The sequence below is a fragment of the Paenibacillus sp. IHB B 3415 genome (assembly GCF_000802655.2).
GTDB classification, from domain to species: domain Bacteria; phylum Bacillota; class Bacilli; order Paenibacillales; family Paenibacillaceae; genus Paenibacillus_AQ; species Paenibacillus_AQ phytohabitans.
In genome coordinates this window covers 58,831-80,416 of the sequence record NZ_JUEI01000016.1, presented here as the reverse complement: position 1 = coordinate 80,416, position 21,586 = coordinate 58,831, and the positions used below count along the sequence as shown (strand labels likewise).

The following is a 21,586-nucleotide window of genomic DNA, read 5'->3' as shown; positions in this document are numbered from 1 at the left end:
TAGCGGCTTCTGCCGGGTCTATGCACTCTACCGCCAGCTTTGCAGAGTTCGGGAGGATTTGGGAGGATGCAATCCGCGGATGGAGGGACTTAGCCTTAAGTCTAGTTTCTATCTAAGACTAAAGTTTGTTTTACAAAGCTGATTTATACAGTAAGATGGAAGTACCTCAGCAATATTTTTTACCGGATTATCCATTACTTCCAGCAGAAAGGGATTTCGAAGATGACTGCAAATAGAGATATCTATGTTGTGCTTACCGGAACGGGTACGGCCTTCAGCGGAATTATTAAATGGTTCACCAAAGCAGAGCTGAATCATGCTTCGATCGCCTTTGACAGTGAACTGCGCGAGGTCTACAGCTTCGGGAGAAAAAGAGTGCACAATCCGTTTATCGCCGGACTGATCCATGAGAACTTTATCCATCCGTTCTACAGCAGTGCAGACTGTGCCATCTATCAGCTTAGAGTCAGTGCCGAAGAGTATGACACCATGTACAATCATGTCCAAGGTATGATGCAGAATCAGGAGCGCTATAAATATCATCTGCTCGGCCTGGTGGGTGTGCTGCTGAATATCCGGATCGACAGGGAGGATGCTTTTTTCTGCTCACAATTTGTAGCCTCTGTATTTGAAGAAACAGCCGTGCATCCGGTGGCCAAGCCCTCCTGCTTCGTAACTCCGGAGGATTTCGCCTCATCCCTGTGTGCCCACAAGATATTCAGCGGCAAACTTTCCTATTATATGCGCCGTAATAATCGTGTGGCTCTCCTTACGTCCAGCTTACATACCACCAGTTCACCCGTTTCGGGGGCGGTTGCCGCACGAATGCTCCGCTTAAACGAAGAACGGACTGAGGGGATCGTCTGAACGATCACCCTCCGCCCGTAGGATGCTGCTTGATATGGAACATAAGAACAAGATACCGGTAACGCAGTGACTGAGTTCCGCTATTTTACGCGATGACTCTGATAATATTCTGACCAATCCCCCAGGATGGTTACCGTAACCGAATCGACCTTGGTGGTGAATTCATTAGTGGCGGTAAAAGTGAACGTAACCGGACCATCCGGCAGCTGTTCAAACGACGGGTCTGCCAATTCGCCTGTCCACTTGGTCTTGTCACTTCCGGTCGGACTCAGCTGCGCTGTATACCCTCCGCTCATTGTAACCTGAACGGTATCCGGCAATCCGGTTGCCGTGCCCTGCAGCACGAATTTCTCCCCCGCCCAATAAACAGTATACCCCCGCGGGCTCTCAGCATTCCCGCTTTTATTCAAATTGTAAGCCTGACGGTTGCTGTTCCACTCCTCTGTGTGCTGGACAGCCCCCTTAATGCTGAGCAGATTGACCATCATATATTTGCGCGGAGACACACTGCTCCAGCCGAACCCGTCATACCCCTCAACTTCCACAGCATATTTCTCATTCTCAGCAAGCGTGCCGGAAGGAACCTTCCACTGTTTAGCGCCGGATACCTGTTCACCGGACTGGGCCTTTACCGCCCCGCTTGCCAGATTAATAATACGTACTTTGAAGCGCTGCTGCACATCGCCGTCCTCATCCTGATAATCCCACTGAATCACAGGGGTGAGTGTACTAACAATGGTCGGACTGGATGGGCTGGTGCTGGTTGGATAAATAATATTCACAGCCGGAATCCGGTTCACGACAGTGATATTCTGCGACAGCTCCCGGTATAGTCCCAGGCTGTCCGTGACGACTTGCCGCAGCGCGAAGGTTCCGTTTGACGTGAATTGCTTGGTGAAGCTCTCCTGTATGCTGGCCAACCCTTCGTTCCCGCTTGAAGGCTTAAGGAAATATTGATATTTAATACTGTCGCCCTTCGGGATATCCGCATCTGTTGCAGTGCTAGTGATCCGCAGTACATCCGTCCGGTAAATGGGTACCGCTGCTGCATTACGGCCCGTATCCGTCATCAGGGTAAAACCGGCATGCGGCGGATTATCGATGATGAAGGCTTTTTCATTGGAGACTTCCGACCAGGAGCCTTTTGAATAAGCCCGGGCGTATAAGCTGAAGATCGCGAACCGTTCAAAGGTGGGATTAGGCACCTGATACTGCCGCAATCCGCCGGTCGGATCTGTATTCTCGACTGTTTTGGCCAACTGCCCGTCTGTCGCGAAGAACTCCAACCGGTATTTCTCCTGCGGATCGTTCTCCGGATCACTGTAGTTCCACCCAATGAGAGGATCGCCCTGCAGTTCTGCATCCAAAACTGTTGGATTTGTAACTGTACCTGCCGGAGCAGTAAGCGTGATAGCTGGAGCCTGGTTTTCAATGACATCAATCTTCAACTTAGCCACGTTCGACTTTGCACCGATTTGATCCACTACCCAATGTTCTAGGGTGTAGGACCCTGTGTCAGGGAAATCTATATTTATATTGGCTGTGCGGTACATTGTTGTGGTTCCATCGCTGCTGATAACCTTCCAGTAGTATTGTAAGCTGCTTGCATCCGATGAGTCTTCATCCGTATCCACACCGTAGTAGGTTTTGTTGTCATATTGGTATACAACCGCTGGTCCATTGATTCCTGCCGTTGGAACATGATTCTTGACCGTAAACAACCGAGTGGCATTAGAACTCAGCGATCCATCCGATGCTGTAAGCCGCATTTCCCACCCATCAGAGATGGCCTGCTGCTGTGATATCCCGTAGTTTGAAATTAAATCACGGATCGTTATCACTGGACTCCGATTACCGCTGGTATAATAATAGCCGGAGTTATTGATCCGTGCCTTCCAGCCATAACTCAGTCCGTCCCCATCCTCGTCCGGATCGGGCGTCAAATTTTCCAGCGGAATTACCGTATCCCGGTACACTTCAGATGGCATATAGAACGCAGCTGCAGGTGGATGATTCATGACCTGCACGGTTTGGCTGTAGGGTTCTGACCAAAGTCCCCGATTATCGTGGACCTGTAAGGTTAACTGGTAAGTCCCTACTCCATAGGCGGCAATATTCGGAGGTGTAGTTGCCCCGCCCCAATGACTCCACACCTGCTGCCAACCGTCCTTTGTCACGGTCCAGCTATACACATCAAGTGGATCGTTATCCGGGTCAAAAGATTTGTCGGTGATCGTTGTAGACTGACGATAGGATACAATGTTGGGATCTACCGTAAAGAGTGCAACCGGTGGAAGATTACCACCGCTGCCTACGGTACGCACACACCAATCACTCCAAACCCCTGCCCCGTTTTCTCCGTCCACGTCACGCACCCGCAGCCGGATATCATATTGTTCGGTTGTCGGCAGCTGCGCAGGCGGTTGCCCGTCCATCCACATTTCGGATTCGGTTTTTTTATATTGCCACTGCCAATCCATCAAGCCTTTGTTATACGCCTTGATATGATCAAGATCGTAGGAGCTATCCGTAATTTGCAGCCATCCCCCCGTTAGCTTTGCACTAAACAGAGCAATCGGCTTGCGGTGTACATGAAACGTCATGGATGATAAATTATCGCGGCTCCATAGCCGGTATTCATCGAACCGATCATCATTTTTCGGATTATCCCGAGACTGGAAGGTGGCCGTGTACACCCCGCTATAGGGGAACGACTGGTATTGGGAATTTCGCCATAGACCACTGTCCCCAATGATCCCCATCGAATTGTCAAAAAAGTTCGGGTCATGATCATACCGGTACCTGTCTTGAACCTTCGGGTCCCCTTCATAATCGGTATAGGATGTCGAAATGTCTATAGGTGTATTGATTAAGATAAATGACTTATTTCTTAACCTATAGGACACATTTACATTTAGCGTCCTCTCGTCTTTGAAGTTGTAGGGATCTACGACTTTGACAATGATTGTATGATGCCCTGGAGGGATGCCGTCTGCCAAAACGTCTATGGGTATAGAAAATGGTTTGTTATATAACGCTTGCGGAATGGTTACTTTCTTGTAGAACACATTCGGGATCTCCGCGCTGACCACCACATCGTTATTGTCCACATCGCGTACATATCCTTCAATATTCATTCCGCTGAAGCCCGGCTCGTTAATGAGCTGCTGTTCGCTTGGAGTCGTTACGGTTAGACTTGGAGCTGAATTGATAATTAGGGGTTTGGTGAATGATTGTCCGGCGCCATTTGACCATCCATTAGACATTGTATACAACCATTGATGATCACTCACTCCTATCGAAATGTAAACTTCAGTAGGAGGGTCTTTTAGAAATGATTGATACCACTTGTTTGTAGGCTGTGTCGACGGATCAAATGTGATTGTATCGACAGATTGAGGAGCCGGGAAATCATCGACCCTCCATTGGCTAAACTGTGATATCAAACCATAACCCGGTGAATTTAAAGCAGTATATATTTCCAAAAATCTAGTACGTGTATTATCGTAATACATATTCTGAGGTGAAGATTTCATAACAATTGGCCCATCCGGCACAATATTATATTCCAACTGACGAGTGGTCAGGTCAAATCGCACATTCTTAAGTGTAAGACCCGGCATGTCAATACCAACATCGCCAATTCCCCCCATAGCGGGCACCCACTTACTTATTTGAGTAAATGCCTCGACATGTATGTCGATATAGTTGATTACATTGGGATCACCCGCAGCCTCTACCCGCACCTTTCCCGGAAAAGCTTCAGGATAGGTTAGAAGCAATAACACAGCAGCCATGAATATTGAGAGTACCTTATTAAATTTCTGCATATTCTTTCCTTTCTACCATGACCAATCCACATCTGGTGCCTGATTTTCAACCTTAAAGATTCGTTCAATAGCATTCTGTGTGATGTCTGAGTTGTTCGATTGGCGATCATCCTGGGTAACAAATTCATCAATCGTGGGCTGACCAAATTCTTCAAATACGGTGAGCCTTACCTGGTATTGTCCAACATCCCGCACTTTAAGATTGAGATGATCTAAATTCTCGTTACTAAAGATCACCCAGCTCTCATCTGCAAAATTACCGTTGTTATTCGAATCGTAGCGATATTCCCATAGCCTCCGGGCCACAATATCTTTATCCGGAGAGTAGGACATGTCATCGATAGAGATCGTCGCCTGATTGCCATCTGCAGGGTTACGATACGCAGAGCCAGGAAGTGTGAAGTAAGCAAAGGGCTTCTCATCCGGTACAATATCAAACGACACTTCGCTGCTCGCAGACAGCCCCAGGGTATTCTCGACATAGATTGTTGCTTTATATCTGCCTGGCTTTTTAAACAGTACATCTTTACTTGGCACGCCATTCAGCGACCCGCTGTATTTAATGTCTGCATTGGTCCCGCCAGAAACGGCAGTAATGGTTATTTTGGTTTTAGATGCGACCAGTGGGTAATGAGTCGGGCTGCTGCTGTAGCTTTGAATAATGACTTTCCGGTTCTGCTTCAGTGTCCCTTCAGCGTATATGGATGCATTAGGCACCGGTTCAATGACCATAATTTCAGTACTGGTGCTTCCAGCCATGGAATCATCATCCATAACCGTGAGCGCCAACGACTGCTCGCCTAAGTGCTCCTTATCGTACCAAAGGGTCCCCCGCGGCCGATCCGTCAATTCTCCTATAGCATTCGGCGTGTCCCAATAATAGCTTTTGATAAAGCCATCCAGATCGTAGGAGCCTGTGCCGTTGGCTTCAAATTCTTGTCCTGCCTTAATCGTCTTTGGTGCTGAGATAAGAGCAATAGGTGGCTTCATTTCTCGTGGAGGATTCGGAGGAGAAGTTGGCCCTGGAAAATCACCACCTGGAGAAATTGGAGTTGTATAAACTCCGGCTTTAACTGTGTAGGATTCCTTCAAAGAAGTGATGGTTCCCGTTTTGGTTATAACGGGTTTCTTGAACCTCACGACTACACTTAATTCGTACTCCTGTGTGATACCAGGTGCCTTCACTTTTGATTTTGGAATAGTAAAATCAATCTTTTTTGCAGACGTAAAGGTTTTAGAATAATCCTTTAGCGTTTTCAGTGTGCTGTCATTTCCTTTTTCTTTGGCATAAAACATCCATTCTTCGATGTTAGACGAATCCTTATATGCCAAAAGCTCCCCTTTCAGGTTGATCTGCACCGGTACGTCCTTTTCCTCAAATTTCACAGGGTTGGGTGAGGGCTTTTCAAGAATAGCTGCGCCGGTTAGGGTCGGTTCATCGGGGAGGCCGTAGTCGAAAGTGACTAGGCCGCCGTAGCTGTAGGTGGTGACGTTGGCTTTAGCTTCGTAATAATAGGAGGCGTATGCTTTATACCTGCGTCCTTCCGCTTTACCTGAAAGTCCATCATTCGATTCTGGTTCCCATGGAGTACTATTAGGGATGTTATAGTTTATAATAACTCTTCCATTCTTAAACTTTGGTTCCCCATCAGCATATGAAGAATACTCGTGAATTATTGGTTTTATAGACGATGCAACAATATCTTTTGAATCAATAACTTCTGTTCTTGAACCGTTATACCATTTGAGATACAGCTGCTCCTGAAGGGGACCAGCTGTTACTATTATGCTTGGAGGATTTTGTGATGGGTAGCCATCGGCTGCCGGTATATCTTTTGTCTTCATCCGATCATTGTACTCATCGTATTCATTAATTTGCCAGCGTCTTCCATCGGAATATAACCATATTGAATTATAGATTTTAGTGGAGTACATTTCTTCAAAAGAAGCCCTATACCCTTTAACTTTTTCAAGGACTTTTTTATTTTCCGAACCTTTTAAAGTAACTTTAATTTTCTCATTCTCTAAAGCAATATTTCCAATGGTCTGATTGTTGCCAGTGTATTTAACTGTATTTTGCACTATAGTGGAACTAGTAACACCACTGGGTAAGTCCAAATAAAAACTTTTCGCACTGTTATCTGATCCTACCAAACCTGTAGTAATGGGAATAGCGATAGAACCTGCTTTGGCTCCCGCAGCCAAAGCATAATAATTCGGGAAGCTTGGTACCAGTAAAATAATAATCAATATTAAACAAGTGATTTTCCTCATATATCCCCCTTACAGTTCTTTCACAACATACTTTTCACTAAATTGACCATTAAAAAATAAACGAATAACAAAGTAGTCAAAAACCGTATCATTGTACATATATGCTTGATAGGTTGATAATTGTTCACCTGGCTTTAGGACTAACCTATTAAGAGCCATTTTGTCATTAGGCTTCTTGATACGTGACCAATTGCTTACAGGCTCAAGTGTTGCGAGTCCTTTAAATTTCAATTTCCAATAATCATCGGTTGAATTATCCACTACCTTCTTACTATTATTTTTGACTGTGATTTTCGTCCAAACAAAATATGTAGGCTTTGAAATAAGCCCGGACTCTTCACCATACTTATATGTTTTTCTCAAATTGATTGCATCTTTAGAATTAAAATCATAAATCATAATCTTCTCCAGCGTATAACTAAGTCCGCCAGCCTCAACTGTTACCGGAAGCTCCACATCTTTCACTAATCCGTACTTCGAAAGATTATCTCTCATAATCGGAGCCGCCGTCGGCTTTGCAGCTGTTGCACTGACAGGCCCAACTTGACCTACAATTACACCGGCTAACAATGCTGTTGCCAGTAAGGCTTTCACAGCTGTTCTCCCTATCATTGTTTTGCTGAGCATCGTCTTTTTCATAATCGAACTCTCCCTTAATTGTAGTAGTTGGATCAGGACCCGCCGAAGCTAATATGGCTAATGATTCAGCTTATACTCTTGAACCGCCGGCACGGTAATTGCTTCTTGTACTTTGTTTCTGGAGATCAGGACCGGATGCTCCGTTTGAATAACTGCGATGACCGAAGGTCCCTGTATGTATTTGGTGATGCCGTACGCAGGGTCTTCATAGAGCATGGGAAACGTATTTCCCGTTGCTTCATCCACAATGTCGAACTTGACGATCTTCACTTGAGCCTGGAGCCGGCTCCCCGCTAAGGGGGATAAGCCGTCGTCCAGTCCCAGATTACTCTGCAGCGTGTGGCGGAAGGTAGCATAAGCTTCATCAGGGTCAATAACCAACCGGCCTTGAGCCCGCGCTGCTTCGTTCAACTCCTGTGACGCATCGTGAACTGCCATATTGTTGGCATCCTTGAGCATACTGCGCATGATGTCCCACTCCTGATTCTGAATTTGAAAAAACCAGGAGTAGATAAAGATCAGCAGGACAAATGCCAGCTTAATAATATAATCCATTGGTCAGCTTCATCCCTTAGTTAATCGAGATATTCACTCATGATCGAGCCGTGCCCATAATAACGTGTCGGCTGGGAGACGCCGGAGAAATTGTAGGGAAACAGGTTTACTCTTGGTGCTGTTACATAGACATCAATCCGCTGCTTGCGCTCAAGAATCATTTCCGTACTGCTAGTAATTTCAATAGAGCTCTCCGGAAAACCGACAGCCTTAAGGTTCGAGATGACCTCGCCTCTCATTGAGGCTGTAACCATTCCTTCGGTTGCGGCCTTTTGCGTGATATAGGATGTGTTGGCTTTGACCTGCAAATCTAGCAGATAATCAATATACGTAAAAATCGGCTGCAGGATAATGAACAGCACCAGCCACATAAACAATGCCCGGAGGACGGTTGCCTTCAAGCGCAGCGCCTCCTTTTAATACTGTTCAACTGCTTTGACATGGGTAATGATATCATCCTGGCTGCCGCCGATAATGCTTGTTGCCCCGGCGATAAAAATCCCCGCAATCACAAAGCCAATAGCCAGAAACAGCGCGACGGAAATCGAGTCCTTCTTCATCTCCGTTAAACCAGGAAATCAACTAACTTATGTCCTGCCGTATCCACACCCGAGCCTGACGGCTCAACCAGGCTAACCGCCGGAATGAGCGGTCTGTTATCATCTGCATCGTCGATTACGTCCCGTACGACAGGAATCAGTATTGCGATTACGATAGCCACACACAGAAATCCGATAGCGATAAATAAACCAGTAGAAATAGCGTCCTTTTTCATTGTTAATATCTCCCTTTTTATTTTATATTTTTAAGTGCTGTTTGAATATACAAAAATTCACTCATTGAAACATCCCCACACCGCTAAAATTGCCCTTAATCAGCATAATGTACTGCATAGCCAGACATACAATCATCAGGAAGGTAGCGATAGACGGAATTACATTAATGATGGTCGATACATCGCCGATGAAGGACCATTTCTTCAGATATTGGTCGCTCGATATTTTGGTGATAATCTTGCCCTGCTCCCTTAAATAATTCGCTGCTTCATGATCATCATCCATCCCCTCCGTCGCTAGCAGAATCGAACGGATATCATTGATAAAAGCGTGGTTCTCGGGAAATTTGCTGCAAAACCATTCAATCGCTCGTTCGGTTCCCTCATCTACCGCCCTTTCCGAGAGCTCATATAGATCCTGACGGATATAATTGAAGTGGCTGGCTGTCCCTGCACAAAAAGCTCCAAACTCCACATACCCGCGCTTGCGCAGCCGGTTATTCTCATAGAGACGGATGAAGGAAATCAGCTCCCCGTCTTTTTGAATAAGTGTCTTCTGATGCAGCCAGATCAGCAGCCAGCCAAGCGGCAGAACCCGCTGCGGACTGGTAATCAGGAGAATAAGCGCAGCAATAAGCGGATCATAGATAGACAAAGACTCTGAACGTACGAAGTCACCGACCGCCTGGACCAGCAGATAAATCAGAGCCGCCGAGTACCGGAACATTGTGATTTTGGCTGCTGATATAGACAGACCGCTCTGATTCAGCAAGTGCTGCAGCCGTTCATTCTGCACCCGTTCCCCGAAGGCCTTCCACTTCACGCCGAGACGGAGCACATAACGTTCCTGACGGCTGCTGCTGCCGACAAAAACCAATAGAGCGAGATACACAATACCTGTTACAGCTATCAAAAGTAGTAATCTATCCATTATTCATCACCTTAGTGGTAGTCCAGCTTGGGCCTGGCGAGGATGGTACTGATCATGAACGAGATGAACATTCCCGCAATGATGACCATCATAAATGTAAGGCCAACGGTAGTCTCAAACTGCAATTTGAAATAGACATCGGGCTTCAGCATGTACATAAATGTTCCAACCGAAGAAACCAGCACAACCAGATTTCCATACAGCCCCAGGCTAATCGCATCCCTGCTGCTTGCTTTGACCGTCAGAATCGTCTCCCGTTGCTGCTCCATGGAGCGGTTAAGCATCATGAGCGAGCTTTTGAGATAACGTGTGCCTTCCTTCTCGCAATAGAGCAGATCCGATACGAATTCTATGGCAAAGGTCGTTCCGATCGCTCCGGCAAAGCGCCCCGCCTCCTCATTCAGCTCCCGTTCATTGCTGTAATTAGCAAACGCCGCTCCAAGCAGCTTCAAGGGAGTCTTCAGCACATTATCCCCGGCCAGCAAATCACTGGTCCTCGACAGAATAGAATCCGCAGATAAATGAGTGAATTTGGTGGCGATTTTGATCACATCGAGCAGATCGTAGCTCCCCCGCACTTTCCTCTGAGCATAGGTATACCTCATCCGTAAGTATGGAATGCTTGCCGAGAGAACTGCCAGAAACAACGGGAGCCGCCAAGCATCCTGCACAGCTGTACCCTCATTTAACACAATCCCCTCCAGGAAAGGATTATTAAAGCTCATATGTCCCGGCAGCTCCCGTAGAGTCAGCAGACCCGATAGAAAAACCCCCGTGAACAGCATGCCTGAACGGGTGACAAAACGCATAACACTGATTCCCGGCTCATACCTCTTATGGGCAAAATACAGCAAATCATCCAGATGGCGGTATAGCCACATTCTTTTATTAATCATGCTTACCTTTTTGCCGAATAGACTCATCCTCAGGTTCATCCGGAAATCCATCTTTTGTCCCCACTGCGATAAATGCCGCTCAATAAGCGGCTTCACCAACAGCCACAATCCGCCCGCAACCAGTAAATGAAAGACAAACTGGATGATATAGTACAGCAGCGCCACAGGCTACCCCCTCCCTCATTCGTTCAAAACAATCCTGGATTTCAAGCTTTCCTTCAACGGGTCCACCATCGGCTTCTGGGCGGCGAGATGTCCAAGCTCCTGCAGCATATTCCGCGTGGCCCGCGCATTCTTCTTCTTCATCTTCAGCATCAGTCCCGGCGTCAGCTTGTCATTGTAGCTCCAGGCCGACTGCTCCGGCTCCCAGCGCATCAGATCATTAGCGAATACCGAGTTGCTGGCTTCCTCATAAAAAACCTCGGATATCCGCGCGAGCCGTTTCTTCCCATCGGGCACACTTTCCAGAATAAATACCAGCTCACAGGATTTCAGCGCTGAGATTAAATGCCCCTTCAGGCTGCCGCCAATCCGTGTAGATACGGCAAATGCACCCTGGTAAGGAATATCCTCCGAATCCACCGTATGAAAGGTTCCGGTAATGCCGTCATAGCCCTTCTCGCCGCTCCACAGATAGAATTCCCATTCGTTATAACGCATCTCCGTCATATAGAGAATGTTCGGGTCATGCCGCAGCGATTCCACACCGACCTCCATCAGCTCCTCATTGGATGCCTGGATTGGAATGATCCGGTGGCCCTTGATCTGATACGGCAGAATTGACTCCGGATGCTTCTCAATCATCACCACACCCATGCAGGAGGAGGAACCGAGCAGCTGCTCTCCGACAATTGTATTGGCAAAAGTGGTTTTGCCCGAGCCTACGGCACCCGCGATAATCGTATTACGAAACGTCCCCGTAAGCGCACGGATCAGTTCAATCGCTTCCGCAGGGATGCATTCTGTGCCGGCCTGATCATCCAGATCCAGGAATTCGACGACCTGGCGGCGCAGCGATATGGTGGTGAAGCCTTCCCAGACCCGTGGCGACACCCAGATGGCTAACCGGATGAACCGGCCCGGCCAGAGGGGATCGTCCATTTTGAATTCCACCGAAGGGTTATCCTTGTTCAGCTTTTTGTTGGGATCGCTTTTCAAAAGTGATCGCTTGAGCTGTTCTACACGATCCAGCGAAGGCATCTCATACGGATAAGCTACAAACCTGCCCTGGTGGTTATAGAAAATTTGCCGTCCGATCATCTGCAGACCGGTTGATTCACTATAAGCCCGGTCCGTAAACCAGCGGTACGCAGGTCCGAACCCTTTCCATTCATGAAACAGCGCTTCAGCGGCTGTACGGTAAGCCTCCGGCACCTTGCCCGTAAACGGGGTACGGCGCAAATATTTCTCGATCTCGTTCATGAAAAAGCTGACTGCCTGCGGATCACCAATCAACGCCTTGGCATTTAGCTCGAAATAGCTGTCATCCTCACGCTCCAGTCCGGCGTTCATTTCACTTTTCATTTTTTGCAGAAAGCCGTAGAAGTCTTCCTTGCCGGGTTTGCTGGTACGGAGCACGCTCTGCTTCAGTGAGAAAAGCCGTATGTCCTCTGTCTCCTTCGCTAATCCAGGCAGTGCCTGTCCGCTCCCGTCCTCCTCTTCCTGCCGTCTTCCATGCTCAGGGTCTAGCGGAGTCCATCTTGATGGAATTCGCCCCTGCTTCAGCGGCCAAGCTTCATCCGGATATTCAATCATTGAAATATTCCCTTCTTTCGGACTTCCAAGGCCAGACCCAGCGAGACCAGCAGCGCATGAACCTTATCGTCTACATGCTGAAGTTCTTTTTTGCCAAGCGGCAGGCTCTCCAGGAAAGGCTGGTAATACGGAAGCTCCAGCAGGATCTCACTGCCAAAGCGCAGCGCCAGATTCTTGGAAGAGGTCAGCTCTTCTACATTGCTGCGGTTAATGATCCACTGGAAATCCTGCGGATGCAGATCCATATGCCCGGCCAGCTCCATCAGAGGCTGCAGCCTGTATTCATGACGGGGATGCGTTACAATCATCCGCAGCACCGATTTCTGCATGCCCACATACCAGGCGGCACTTTCCGGAATGGACCCGAAATCAGCCACCACTACATCGGCATTCTCACTTGCTCTGGCCAGCAAATACTCGATCTCCTCCTCCTGATAGTCCTGAGCGCTTAAATAATCGAAGTTGCCTGGCAGATACGAATATCCTTCCTGCTTCACAAACCCGGCAAAGTCCTCATCGTGAAGCATTTTGCCGGTAATCCGCGGCCGCAGCCTGTCCAGACTGACTGCTGTCTTACGGTCATAACCCGGATCGTACAGATCAAGACCCAGCACGATCACCCGCAGCCCCGAAGCCGCAATCCGTCTGGCGAATAGCTTAGCTGCACTTGTACAGCCAATGCCCGGCCCGGACCCGAAGAATCCGATCAGATTTCCCCGCTCTGCCTGCTCATCCTCAAGCATGTAGCGCAGCTTATCGATGATTGCTGATGAGGTGGAACGCGGAGGCATGAAGAAAATCCCCAGGCTCTCACATTGCATATGAATGGCCTGATACCCCCTCACTCCTTTTTGCAGATATACATATAAAATGTTGGAATCCGGATAACTCCGGCGCAGCCGGCTGAGTCCGGATACCGGTACCTGCTCGCTTGTCACCATCAGCAGATGTCCTCCGGCCTGCGCCGGCTCAGGCAGCACGCTTTGGGCGATGACCGTAAATCCGGCAAGCTTTATTTCATTAATTGTCAGCTGATCCATACCCAGACTGAATATTTTCAAGCTCATCTTTCCTCCTTTCTGCTCCACTCTCCTACTCCACTCTTACAATCCACAGCTTCTTGCCCTGTTCCAAAAATGCCCCCAGCAGCTCCCCGTCGCTCTTCTTCAGCTTCAGCTCCGGTGCCGCCACTTTGCCGGTCGAGGTAAAGCGGTTATTGTTGTTGCCATTCTCCGAATCCAGCACATCATTGTTGTCTTCGGTGCGCACATAATTCACGGTTACTCCGCTGAGAAATACTTTGCGGTCCGGAAGCGCCGGCTGAATTCCCTCTTCCACAGCAGAAGCCGGTCCTGAAACCTTCACTCCTGCGGAAGCATCTGCTGCCCCGGCTGCCGGGCTATAGCCTGTCCGGTCCTTAACCGGCGAATCCCCTTCTACCAGATAAATATCCACCTTATCTCTGCTGCGGAGAGAACCGTTAATGGCATAGATCGCCTCTTTGGGTATAGGAAATATCCCCTCATCCTGCTGCGGCTCCAGATTGCTCACATCAATCAGGGATTCGGTCAGAATACTGCCATCCGTCAGATTCACATTCGTAATCTTCCGTTCCACCTGATCCAGGCTTCGGATGACACCAGCCGGAATGTCTTTGGTCTGCACGGAATCCAGATAGAGATCTCCGGGCTTCAGCTCATAATTTTTCGGTAAAAAGCCTCCGTCATCCACCTTAATTTTGACGACAGTCTGAGAGAGTACATAGGGTTTGAAATAGAGATCATAGCCAAGCAGTCCGCCGAAGCCGGCGGTCAGGATGAGAAAGGCAAAGATGTAATTGCGTTTTAATAAATGTCCGCGTTGCGATGACAAGCCCTTTACCCCCTTTGAATGTGAAATCTGCACATAACAAAATACATTTTGGCTTAAGATCCAAAATGCCGGTAAAATGCTTTTTTACCTGTAGTGGTGAGAAGTGTATTAGATTATTACTGTGAGGTTGTTGTATAGCTTGAGGCTGCGGGAGAAGCTCCCGGCTGAAGATGATTCCGGTAAAAATCAGGCCGGAAGGATGTTATATGCATCCGTGTGTTTCCTGACTTTTACCGGAGTGGTTGTAATGGTTAACTGGAATACTTCGCTGCTTAATTAAAAACTACTGTTTTATTATGATGCACGAGGATTCTGTCCTCAATATGCCATTTCACCGCACGGGCCAGAACTACCCGTTCAATGGTGCGTCCGATGCGCTTAAGCTCGTTCACATCATCACTGTGGCTGACCCGCTGCACGTCCTGCTCGATAATCGGACCGCCATCCAGCTCTTCAGTCACATAGTGGGCAGTAGCGCCGATAATCTTGACCCCGCGCTGATACGCCTGGGCGTACGGCTTGCCGCCGACGAATGCCGGCAGGAACGAGTGGTGGATATTGATAATCCGGTGCCGGTAATGCTCGATGAACGAAGGCGAGATAATCTGCATATACCGGGCCAGAATGATCACATCGATATCATCACCGATCACCTCAAGCTGACGTTTCTCTGCGGCTTCCTTCGTATCCGCCGTAACCGGAATATGGTGGAAAGAAATGCCGAAGGATTCAACATAAGCCTGCATGTCCGTATGGTTGCTGACCACAAGTGCAATATCCGCATCCAGATCACCGGCCTGCCACTGCCAGAGCAGCTCCACCAGACAGTGATCCTCTTTGGATACAAAGATCGCCAGCCGCTTCTTATGGCTTACATTGAAGATCTGCCAGTTCATCTTGAAGCGCTCGGCAACGCCGCCAAAGATCGTACGCACCTCTTCCAGCCGTTCATTCAGCCCAAGCAGGTCAAACTCCACTCTCATAAAAAACATGCCGCCGTCCGGGTCCATCGTATATTGATCCGACTGCACAATGTTTGCACCATGCTGGTACAAGAAATGCGACACAGCCGCTACGATTCCCGGCCCGTCCGGACAGGAAATGAGCATACGCGCCCGGTCCGGATATTGTCCGCCTGATGAATGATCTCTTTTCACATGTAACTCCATATTTCTCCGTCCATCCTCTCATCTGCTTGCGCAATCTGTTGTTGGATTAAGCGTTCACGAGCAGCTGCTTGCCTGCCAGCCAGGCGATCAGTCGCTGGTTGACGGCTTCCTCACTAAGCTGAGGGAATAATCCGGCGGCAATTACTTGATCATAGAGACGTTCCAGCGGTTCACGGGGATCGGCTTTTTTGGCTTTGGCATCATTCTTCAGCAATTCCCATACATCAAGCACATAGCGGCGGGAGTCCAGCTCCTGTTTGGCAAAAAAAGCATGCAGCTCTTCCAGCTCCTGCAGGAATTCCACTCCGAAACGTTCAGCCACATTGCCGCGCAGCAGAGCAATTTCCACTTCATACATTGGACGAAGCTTCTTGGCATCCTTGCCAATCCACGGGGTCTCCAGAATGAACGGCAGACCTGCCAGTGCTTCATGATGTACGACATTGTTGATCGTCTCAAAACCAATATAGCCCGAGCCAATCGGAGTATGGCGGTCTTTGCCCGCTCCCCGCGGATTCTTGCTGTCATTAATGTGGATAACGCCGAGCCGTCCCAGGCCGATGGTATCGTCGAATTTCTTCAGCACGCCATCCAGATCGCCCACAATATCGTATCCGGCATCATGAATGTGACAGGTGTCAAGACAAATGGACAACCGCTCATTATGTACGACCTTATCGATAATGGAAGCAATCTCCTCGAAGCTGCGTCCGACCTCTGTTCCCTTGCCGGCCATTGTTTCCAGAGCAATATGCACTTCCGTCTCATCCGTACCGCCCAGCACTTCGTTTAGTCCGTCTGCAATACGCTGAATGCCGTATTCGGCATCCTTGTCAGTGAATGCACCCGGATGCAGGACGATATGCTTAACACCGAGCGCATGGGTACGGCGGATCTCCTCCTGCAGGAAATCAACTGCCAGCTGGTAGGTGCTTTCCTTGTAGGAGCCCAGGTTAATAATGTATGGGGCGTGAACCACAATCTCCTCGACACCATTCTGCGCCATAGCCAGCTTCCCTTCCTCAGGGAACATCGATTCAATTGGCTTACGGCGCGTATTCTGCGGCGCTCCCGTATATATCATAAACGAGGTAGATCCGTACTCATTTGCTTCATTGGCCGCGCTCAGGAGACCTTTGTCCGCGCAGGACACATGTGAACCTATTTTCAGCATGCCTATTTCCCTCTTTCCTTCACGAATTAACCCTTATTCTACCGTGATCGGGAAAATAAATCTAGGCAAGCCCCGTAAGCCCGCTTCCGCTTCGCAAAACTTTGGAAATACGCTATACTTTAGATGAGTAAAAGGAAAGTGACAATCATCATTGTCAAAGGCGGTGTATACATGCATTTTCATTCACCCTCAAGCTTGTTATCTGCAGCTCCGAGCAATTGGTTTATGAATTCCATCGCATTTTGGACCTTTTTACTGCTGGGCTGTATGTGCATCGGCGGCTATTTTATGTTCCGCAAATTTCTGAAGGTGCTGCCCAAGGCTGACGGCAAGTCCAAGCTGGACTGGCAGAATTACTGGGTAGAACGCAGCCGTCCACTATGGAGCGACGAGATGAAGGCTTTTCTGGACCAGCTGCTTCAGCCGGTACCCAGTCCCTTCCGCGACATCGCCAAACATTCCATTGCTGCCGAGATCGGCAGAATTGCCGTGGAGAGCAACGCTCCGGAGGTAACCCGTGAGCACTGCATCAAAGGCTATATTATAGCCACACCACGGCGCGACAACCGCTTTCTGGTTACCTTCCTGGAAAAGAACGGCATCGACTACACACCTTATAAACATTTAGTCAAATAACTGCTAATCAGGTCACGCCATTATCAGGCGTCCAGAACAGGAGCACCCCCTATGAAATATATCATTTGCGGAGGCAGCGGCTTCATCGGCAGCGAGCTGACCGAATATTGGCTGCAAAGCGGGCATCAGCTCATCAGTGTCGGCCGCAAGCTTCCGGCGAACCCACGATCTCATCCGGGTCTGAGCTATCTTACCTGGGACAGTCTGAAATCAAATCCCGAAGCTGCCGAAGGCGCAGATGCACTGGTTAATCTTGCCGGAGCTTCCCTTAGCCAGCGCTGGACTCAAAGCGGCAAGCAGGCGATTATGAAATCGCGGCTGGAAACCGTTACCGCAGCAGGGAAGCTGCTGCAGTCGCTGCAGCATAAGCCCCAGGTAGTCGTCCAGTCCTCTGCTGTCGCCATTTACGGGACTTCACGGCAGGATACCTATAATGAATCTTCTCCAACCCGCGTTGTAGACTTCCCTTCAGAAGTCGTCAAGACCTGGGAAGAGGCTGCCGATGAAGCATATTCCGGCTGCCGGCTGGTCAAACTGCGCACAGGCGTTGTGCTGGGCAATGAGAGCGGTGCTTTTCCCAAAATGAGGTTGCCGTATTCCCTTGGCTTCGGCGGCAGAATCGGTAGCGGCAAGCAGTGGTTGTCCTGGATTCACCTGACGGATATCGTCCGGTTAATCGAATTCTGCATTCTTCATCCTGAGATCGAAGGCCCTGTTAATGCTACTGCTCCGCAGCCGGTTACGAACGAACAATTCGGAAGCATGATCGGCAAAGTCTATCACCGTCCACATTGGTTCCCCGTCCCGGCATTTCTGCTGAAGGCTGCCGTAGGTGAGCTGTCGGAAATTCTGCTTGAGGGACAGCGCGTACTTCCTTCCAAAGCAGTGAATAACGGCTTCACGTTCACCTATCCAACCCTGCAGCCGGCGCTTGAACAGCTGAAATCTCAAGTGTGAAACGTATAGCAGCCCTTAACAATCGTGAACACCGCTCCTTCGGTCAACGGATACTCTTTATAAGGAACCATAACCTCACCAGCGAGAAGTGTGCCGTTCCTGGAGTCCAGATCCTTCAGGATATACCCGCCGGCGCTTCTGGAAATTTCGGCATGCACCCGCGATGCCCCTTCAGATGTCTCTACATACTGGGCGACCTCTGAAGAGCGGCCAATAATGAAGCTGGGGCGGTTCAGTTCAATTCTCTCAGGAGTTCCGCCGTCATCCGCCTCGCTTCTTTCCAGATAAGGAACTGCCCGCCCGCTGGATGGGAGCCCGCCCCCTTTGACCGGTTCCGGTTCCCGGATTAGCAGCGCTGTGGCAGCTACTGCAGCAGGCGCTTCTTTCACATGAATCCGTTCCTCGGCAATCTCCGGAGCTGTACCCTGTCCACCTGCCATTGTCCCCCTTAGATAAGAGATTTCAGCAGATGATGCTTGTTCTGAACGCATGTAAGCGGGAGCTGAAGTCCGGAGCGGCGCTACCGGATTTCTGCCAAAATCCCATTCCAGCTCATTCCTCAGCTTCCGGCCTGTACCCTTCCTGTCCTCTGTCCCCTCCTCCAAAAATTCTTCCTCTTCCTCTTCCTCTTCCTCAGATCCGCCCCGGGTAATCCTACCGCTCCACACCATCCAGCATACAACTGCCAGCCCCAGAGTTACTGTTGCACAGACCGCGAGCCAAAGCGTCAAGGGATTATTTAAATAGAGAAACTTCCATAACAACGCATCGCACAGCACTGCACCAAGTACAATATACGTCCGATACGATGATGTTCCGTCCACAGCAGCTTGGAGGGTTTGTTCAGGCATATCAGGCATCAGCTGTTCTCCGGTTGCTCCCCCATCCTTCCGCTTCAGCCGCGGTGCGCCGCTCATCCATGGAGCCTGATCTGGCGCCTGTCCAGAAGCAGGAGGCACACTCTCCTTATCTTCTTGCTCCCACGCGAAGGCTGCTCTCCCCGGGAAAGCCGTCTTTGGCTCTTCCAGATTACGGAGCGGAGGCTGTTCCATTCTGTCTGCTGACCGAATCGGCGCTCCTACCAGCTTCCCCTGAACCAGCCCCATGGCTTCAGGAGGAGCCCTGTATTGGTCTGCCCCTGTCAGCAATTCTGCTAATAGTTCCTTAAGCCCTGCAGGGCTGAAAGCCTCCTCCCCGCAGTATTGCAGCAGCCGCTGCATTCCGTCGCCAGACAGCTCGTGGATGGCCGCCATAAAAACCATGATCAGCGATCTCAATGACTCCCCCGGACTTACAGCTGATTCTGTATGCTGCAGTGGAAGGTAGGTAAGGAACACTTTTCCACTGTTTAACGGTCCCTCAATGAAGATGTAATCTTCATGCAACGCGTACTGCTCTGCACGCAGCATATACAGGCGCCCCTCCTCCATTCCTGCAGCGATCTGCAGCAGCAGCCCGAAGAATTCCAGCATGCTCAGCCTCTCACTTTTGAGCAGAGTCCCCAGCATTTTTCGTCTTGATACGGTATATTCCAGTGTCACCTGCAGGTCTATCTCTCTAAGAAGCAGCCGCAGATGATGCGGAATACCGGTGTTCATCAGCATGCGGGCCTGAACCATGTTAAGCTCTCCTGCCGCCAATCCCTCAGGCTTGCCGAGCAGCATCGTTATCCCATCCTGCTGCACGAAATCACGTTCCAGTCCAAACAAGCAGCTTCACCTCCTGAGCTGTTAAAACTCCAAACCTCAAGTCAGAAATAATAGTACGCACAGATAAATCCCGGAAAAACAGCCAGCATAAAAGGAAACCGGAGCAGATCACTCCCCTGCCCTTTTTTGAACATATCCGTATTACGGAGCAGCAGGAATCCCGCTGTTCTGCTTAACATACCGCGTACCCTCCGGCCTGCTTCCCGTCTGAAGAGAATCATGATCCAGCCGACAACGGCTCCCAACAGCACAGAATACACAATTACCTGCAGGGAGAACAGTACACCAGTCCAGGCACCAATTCCGGCAAAAAGCTTAACATCTCCAGCCCCCACTGCCCCGATGAAATACATGATCAGCAGCAGCAGAAACCCCGAACCTGCACCGCACAGAGATAAGAGCAGTCCATGCCGGCCGTTCATAATCACCTGCAGGGATATTCCTGCAACCAGTGCAGGCAATGTAATCCAGTTAGGGATCTTCATCCAGCGTATATCCGTGAATAATGCTGCTGTCAGGAACGGCAGGCAGCCCCAAAAAGCCCATTCTGTCATCCGCACTCCCCTTCCCGTAAACTTCAGTTATTTCACAACTGCAAAAGTCGCCTCCAAGGAGGTGCCGTCAGCCAAACAAATGACGAAGGGCCAGGTCCCCGGTGTTGTATTTACGCCTATCTTCCATTCCCATTCGATATATCCGTTCTCATCCGCCTGCTTCCAGCCCAGATATTTGGCCGTGCTCTGACCACTTTTGTAAAAAATAGCCAGGTTCGCCGAAGCGCCCGGAGGCACCTTAACCTTTATCAGGCCCTGATGGTTCGCCACGCCCGGATTAGGCTTCTCCAGGATGATAATGGTGCCGGTTTCTTCATCAGGTCCGGCTGCACCGCCATCTCCGGATACATCTGTGTTGCCGATCCATAAGCGTTCGACTGCACTGGCCTCAAGTACAATCTTCTGATTCAGGAACGGAACTTTCATCGGCAAGTCATAGCTGACTACCAGTCCGAAGTAGGGATGCATCCCTTTATTTAGATCAGGGACGGTAACATTGGACACATGAATCCGGCTGTATTCAAGCCAGTCCGAAGACAGATACGGCTTCAGCATAGGCTTAAGTGCTATATCCAGTACGGCCTCGGAAGCTCCGGCCTGCACCTTCTGGAGCGGCCCTTCTCCCTGCTGGATTGCAGCGCTGACCCAAGATTCCATAGGTTCCGGAAGCTCCTTCATATAATTCTCGCTCCATTCGGCAAGCGACAACCGCGGAATACTCCATACACCCGGGGAGGCAGAGCCAGCGGACGAATCTGTGTTCTCCGCATCATCCCATTGCTGTGCGGCCAAAGCCGCAGGATACATATGCGCCGAGACTATTTTAACCGTATCGGATACCGTGCTCTGCAGCGCCGTAGAATATAGTGTCATTTGCACAATAAAGATCAGGAACAGGACAAACAACAGAAACATGGGTAGAACCAGCGCCGCTTCTACAACCATGCTGCCTTCATCACGCGGGCCCGGCGATTTCCGCAGACAGAGCTTCAT

At 49.5% G+C, this 21,586-nt stretch carries 20 protein-coding genes; 3 read left to right on the top strand and 17 right to left on the bottom strand.

Annotated features, from left to right (window positions below):
• Nucleotides 1-222: 222 nt before the first annotated feature.
• Nucleotides 223-867: a hypothetical protein gene (locus QW71_RS09095; protein WP_039296434.1), complete on the top strand. Its 645-nt coding sequence runs from the start codon at nucleotides 223-225 to the stop codon at nucleotides 865-867.
• Nucleotides 868-947: 80 nt separating this feature from the next.
• Here the strand turns inward: QW71_RS09095 and QW71_RS09090 are convergent, their stop codons facing one another.
• The 14 genes from QW71_RS09090 to QW71_RS09030 form a co-directional block, all read right to left on the bottom strand.
• Complete coding sequence (locus tag QW71_RS09090) at nucleotides 948-4,133, bottom strand: hypothetical protein (protein ID WP_039296429.1); 3,186 nt, start codon at nucleotides 4,131-4,133, stop codon at nucleotides 948-950.
• Between the two features lie 576 nt (nucleotides 4,134-4,709).
• Nucleotides 4,710-6,971 carry a PKD domain-containing protein gene (locus QW71_RS09085; protein ID WP_039296425.1) on the bottom strand — a complete coding sequence of 754 codons (2,262 nt, stop codon included), beginning with the start codon at nucleotides 6,969-6,971 and terminating at the stop codon, nucleotides 4,710-4,712.
• A gap of 9 nt (nucleotides 6,972-6,980) precedes the next feature.
• The gene (locus tag QW71_RS09080) at nucleotides 6,981-7,610 is read right to left on the bottom strand and encodes a hypothetical protein (protein WP_039296422.1); all 630 of its coding nucleotides are present in this window, start codon (nucleotides 7,608-7,610) and stop codon (nucleotides 6,981-6,983) included.
• Nucleotides 7,611-7,667: 57 nt separating this feature from the next.
• Nucleotides 7,668-8,165, bottom strand: coding sequence for a hypothetical protein (locus QW71_RS09075; protein WP_039296420.1), 498 nt, complete (start codon nucleotides 8,163-8,165; stop codon nucleotides 7,668-7,670).
• A 20-nt stretch (nucleotides 8,166-8,185) separates the two neighbouring features.
• Nucleotides 8,186-8,566, bottom strand: coding sequence for a hypothetical protein (locus tag QW71_RS09070; RefSeq protein ID WP_039296416.1), 381 nt, complete (start codon nucleotides 8,564-8,566; stop codon nucleotides 8,186-8,188).
• 15 nt (nucleotides 8,567-8,581) lie between these two features.
• Nucleotides 8,582-8,725 carry a hypothetical protein gene (locus tag QW71_RS40400; RefSeq protein ID WP_156118554.1) on the bottom strand — a complete coding sequence of 48 codons (144 nt, stop codon included), beginning with the start codon at nucleotides 8,723-8,725 and terminating at the stop codon, nucleotides 8,582-8,584.
• A gap of 5 nt (nucleotides 8,726-8,730) precedes the next feature.
• Nucleotides 8,731-8,940: a hypothetical protein gene (locus QW71_RS09065; RefSeq protein ID WP_039296413.1), complete on the bottom strand. Its 210-nt coding sequence runs from the start codon at nucleotides 8,938-8,940 to the stop codon at nucleotides 8,731-8,733.
• Between the two features lie 61 nt (nucleotides 8,941-9,001).
• Entirely contained in the window at nucleotides 9,002-9,871 is an 870-nt protein-coding gene (locus tag QW71_RS09060; protein ID WP_152679719.1) for a hypothetical protein, read from the bottom strand.
• An 11-nt stretch (nucleotides 9,872-9,882) separates the two neighbouring features.
• Nucleotides 9,883-10,932 (bottom strand): hypothetical protein, encoded by a 1,050-nt coding sequence (locus QW71_RS09055; RefSeq protein ID WP_039296406.1) that lies wholly within the window; start codon nucleotides 10,930-10,932, stop codon nucleotides 9,883-9,885.
• 15 nt (nucleotides 10,933-10,947) lie between these two features.
• Nucleotides 10,948-12,522 carry an ATPase, T2SS/T4P/T4SS family gene (locus QW71_RS09050; RefSeq protein ID WP_039296403.1) on the bottom strand — a complete coding sequence of 525 codons (1,575 nt, stop codon included), beginning with the start codon at nucleotides 12,520-12,522 and terminating at the stop codon, nucleotides 10,948-10,950.
• Nucleotides 12,519-13,589: a hypothetical protein gene (locus QW71_RS09045; RefSeq protein ID WP_039296400.1), complete on the bottom strand. Its 1,071-nt coding sequence runs from the start codon at nucleotides 13,587-13,589 to the stop codon at nucleotides 12,519-12,521. Before QW71_RS09045 ends, QW71_RS09050 begins: the two co-directional genes overlap by 4 nt.
• A 25-nt stretch (nucleotides 13,590-13,614) precedes the next feature.
• Nucleotides 13,615-14,394, bottom strand: coding sequence for a hypothetical protein (locus tag QW71_RS09040; RefSeq protein ID WP_039296398.1), 780 nt, complete (start codon nucleotides 14,392-14,394; stop codon nucleotides 13,615-13,617).
• A 272-nt stretch (nucleotides 14,395-14,666) separates the two neighbouring features.
• A complete protein-coding gene (purU, locus tag QW71_RS09035) occupies nucleotides 14,667-15,563 on the bottom strand; it encodes a formyltetrahydrofolate deformylase (RefSeq protein WP_039296395.1) in 897 nt (298 codons plus the stop codon).
• Nucleotides 15,564-15,609: 46 nt separating this feature from the next.
• Nucleotides 15,610-16,737, bottom strand: coding sequence for a deoxyribonuclease IV (locus tag QW71_RS09030; protein WP_039296392.1), 1,128 nt, complete (start codon nucleotides 16,735-16,737; stop codon nucleotides 15,610-15,612).
• A 171-nt stretch (nucleotides 16,738-16,908) separates the two neighbouring features.
• Between QW71_RS09030 and QW71_RS09025 the strand changes: the two genes are divergently transcribed.
• Nucleotides 16,909-17,373 carry a DUF2621 domain-containing protein gene (locus tag QW71_RS09025; protein ID WP_039296562.1) on the top strand — a complete coding sequence of 155 codons (465 nt, stop codon included), beginning with the start codon at nucleotides 16,909-16,911 and terminating at the stop codon, nucleotides 17,371-17,373.
• Between the two features lie 51 nt (nucleotides 17,374-17,424).
• On the top strand, nucleotides 17,425-18,330 hold the full coding sequence (locus QW71_RS09020; protein WP_039296389.1) for a TIGR01777 family oxidoreductase: 906 nt from the start codon (nucleotides 17,425-17,427) through the stop codon (nucleotides 18,328-18,330).
• Here QW71_RS09020 and QW71_RS09015 read toward each other — a convergent pair.
• From QW71_RS09015 to QW71_RS09005, 3 genes are read right to left on the bottom strand one after another with little or no spacing between them, the layout of a single operon-like run.
• Nucleotides 18,321-20,039 (bottom strand): DUF6382 domain-containing protein, encoded by a 1,719-nt coding sequence (locus QW71_RS09015; protein WP_039296387.1) that lies wholly within the window; start codon nucleotides 20,037-20,039, stop codon nucleotides 18,321-18,323. The genes QW71_RS09020 and QW71_RS09015 overlap by 10 nt on opposite strands.
• 41 nt (nucleotides 20,040-20,080) lie before the next feature.
• Nucleotides 20,081-20,593 (bottom strand): prepilin peptidase, encoded by a 513-nt coding sequence (locus tag QW71_RS09010; protein WP_039296383.1) that lies wholly within the window; start codon nucleotides 20,591-20,593, stop codon nucleotides 20,081-20,083.
• Nucleotides 20,594-20,620: 27 nt separating this feature from the next.
• The gene (locus QW71_RS09005) at nucleotides 20,621-21,586 is read right to left on the bottom strand and encodes a TadE/TadG family type IV pilus assembly protein (RefSeq protein WP_039296380.1); all 966 of its coding nucleotides are present in this window, start codon (nucleotides 21,584-21,586) and stop codon (nucleotides 20,621-20,623) included.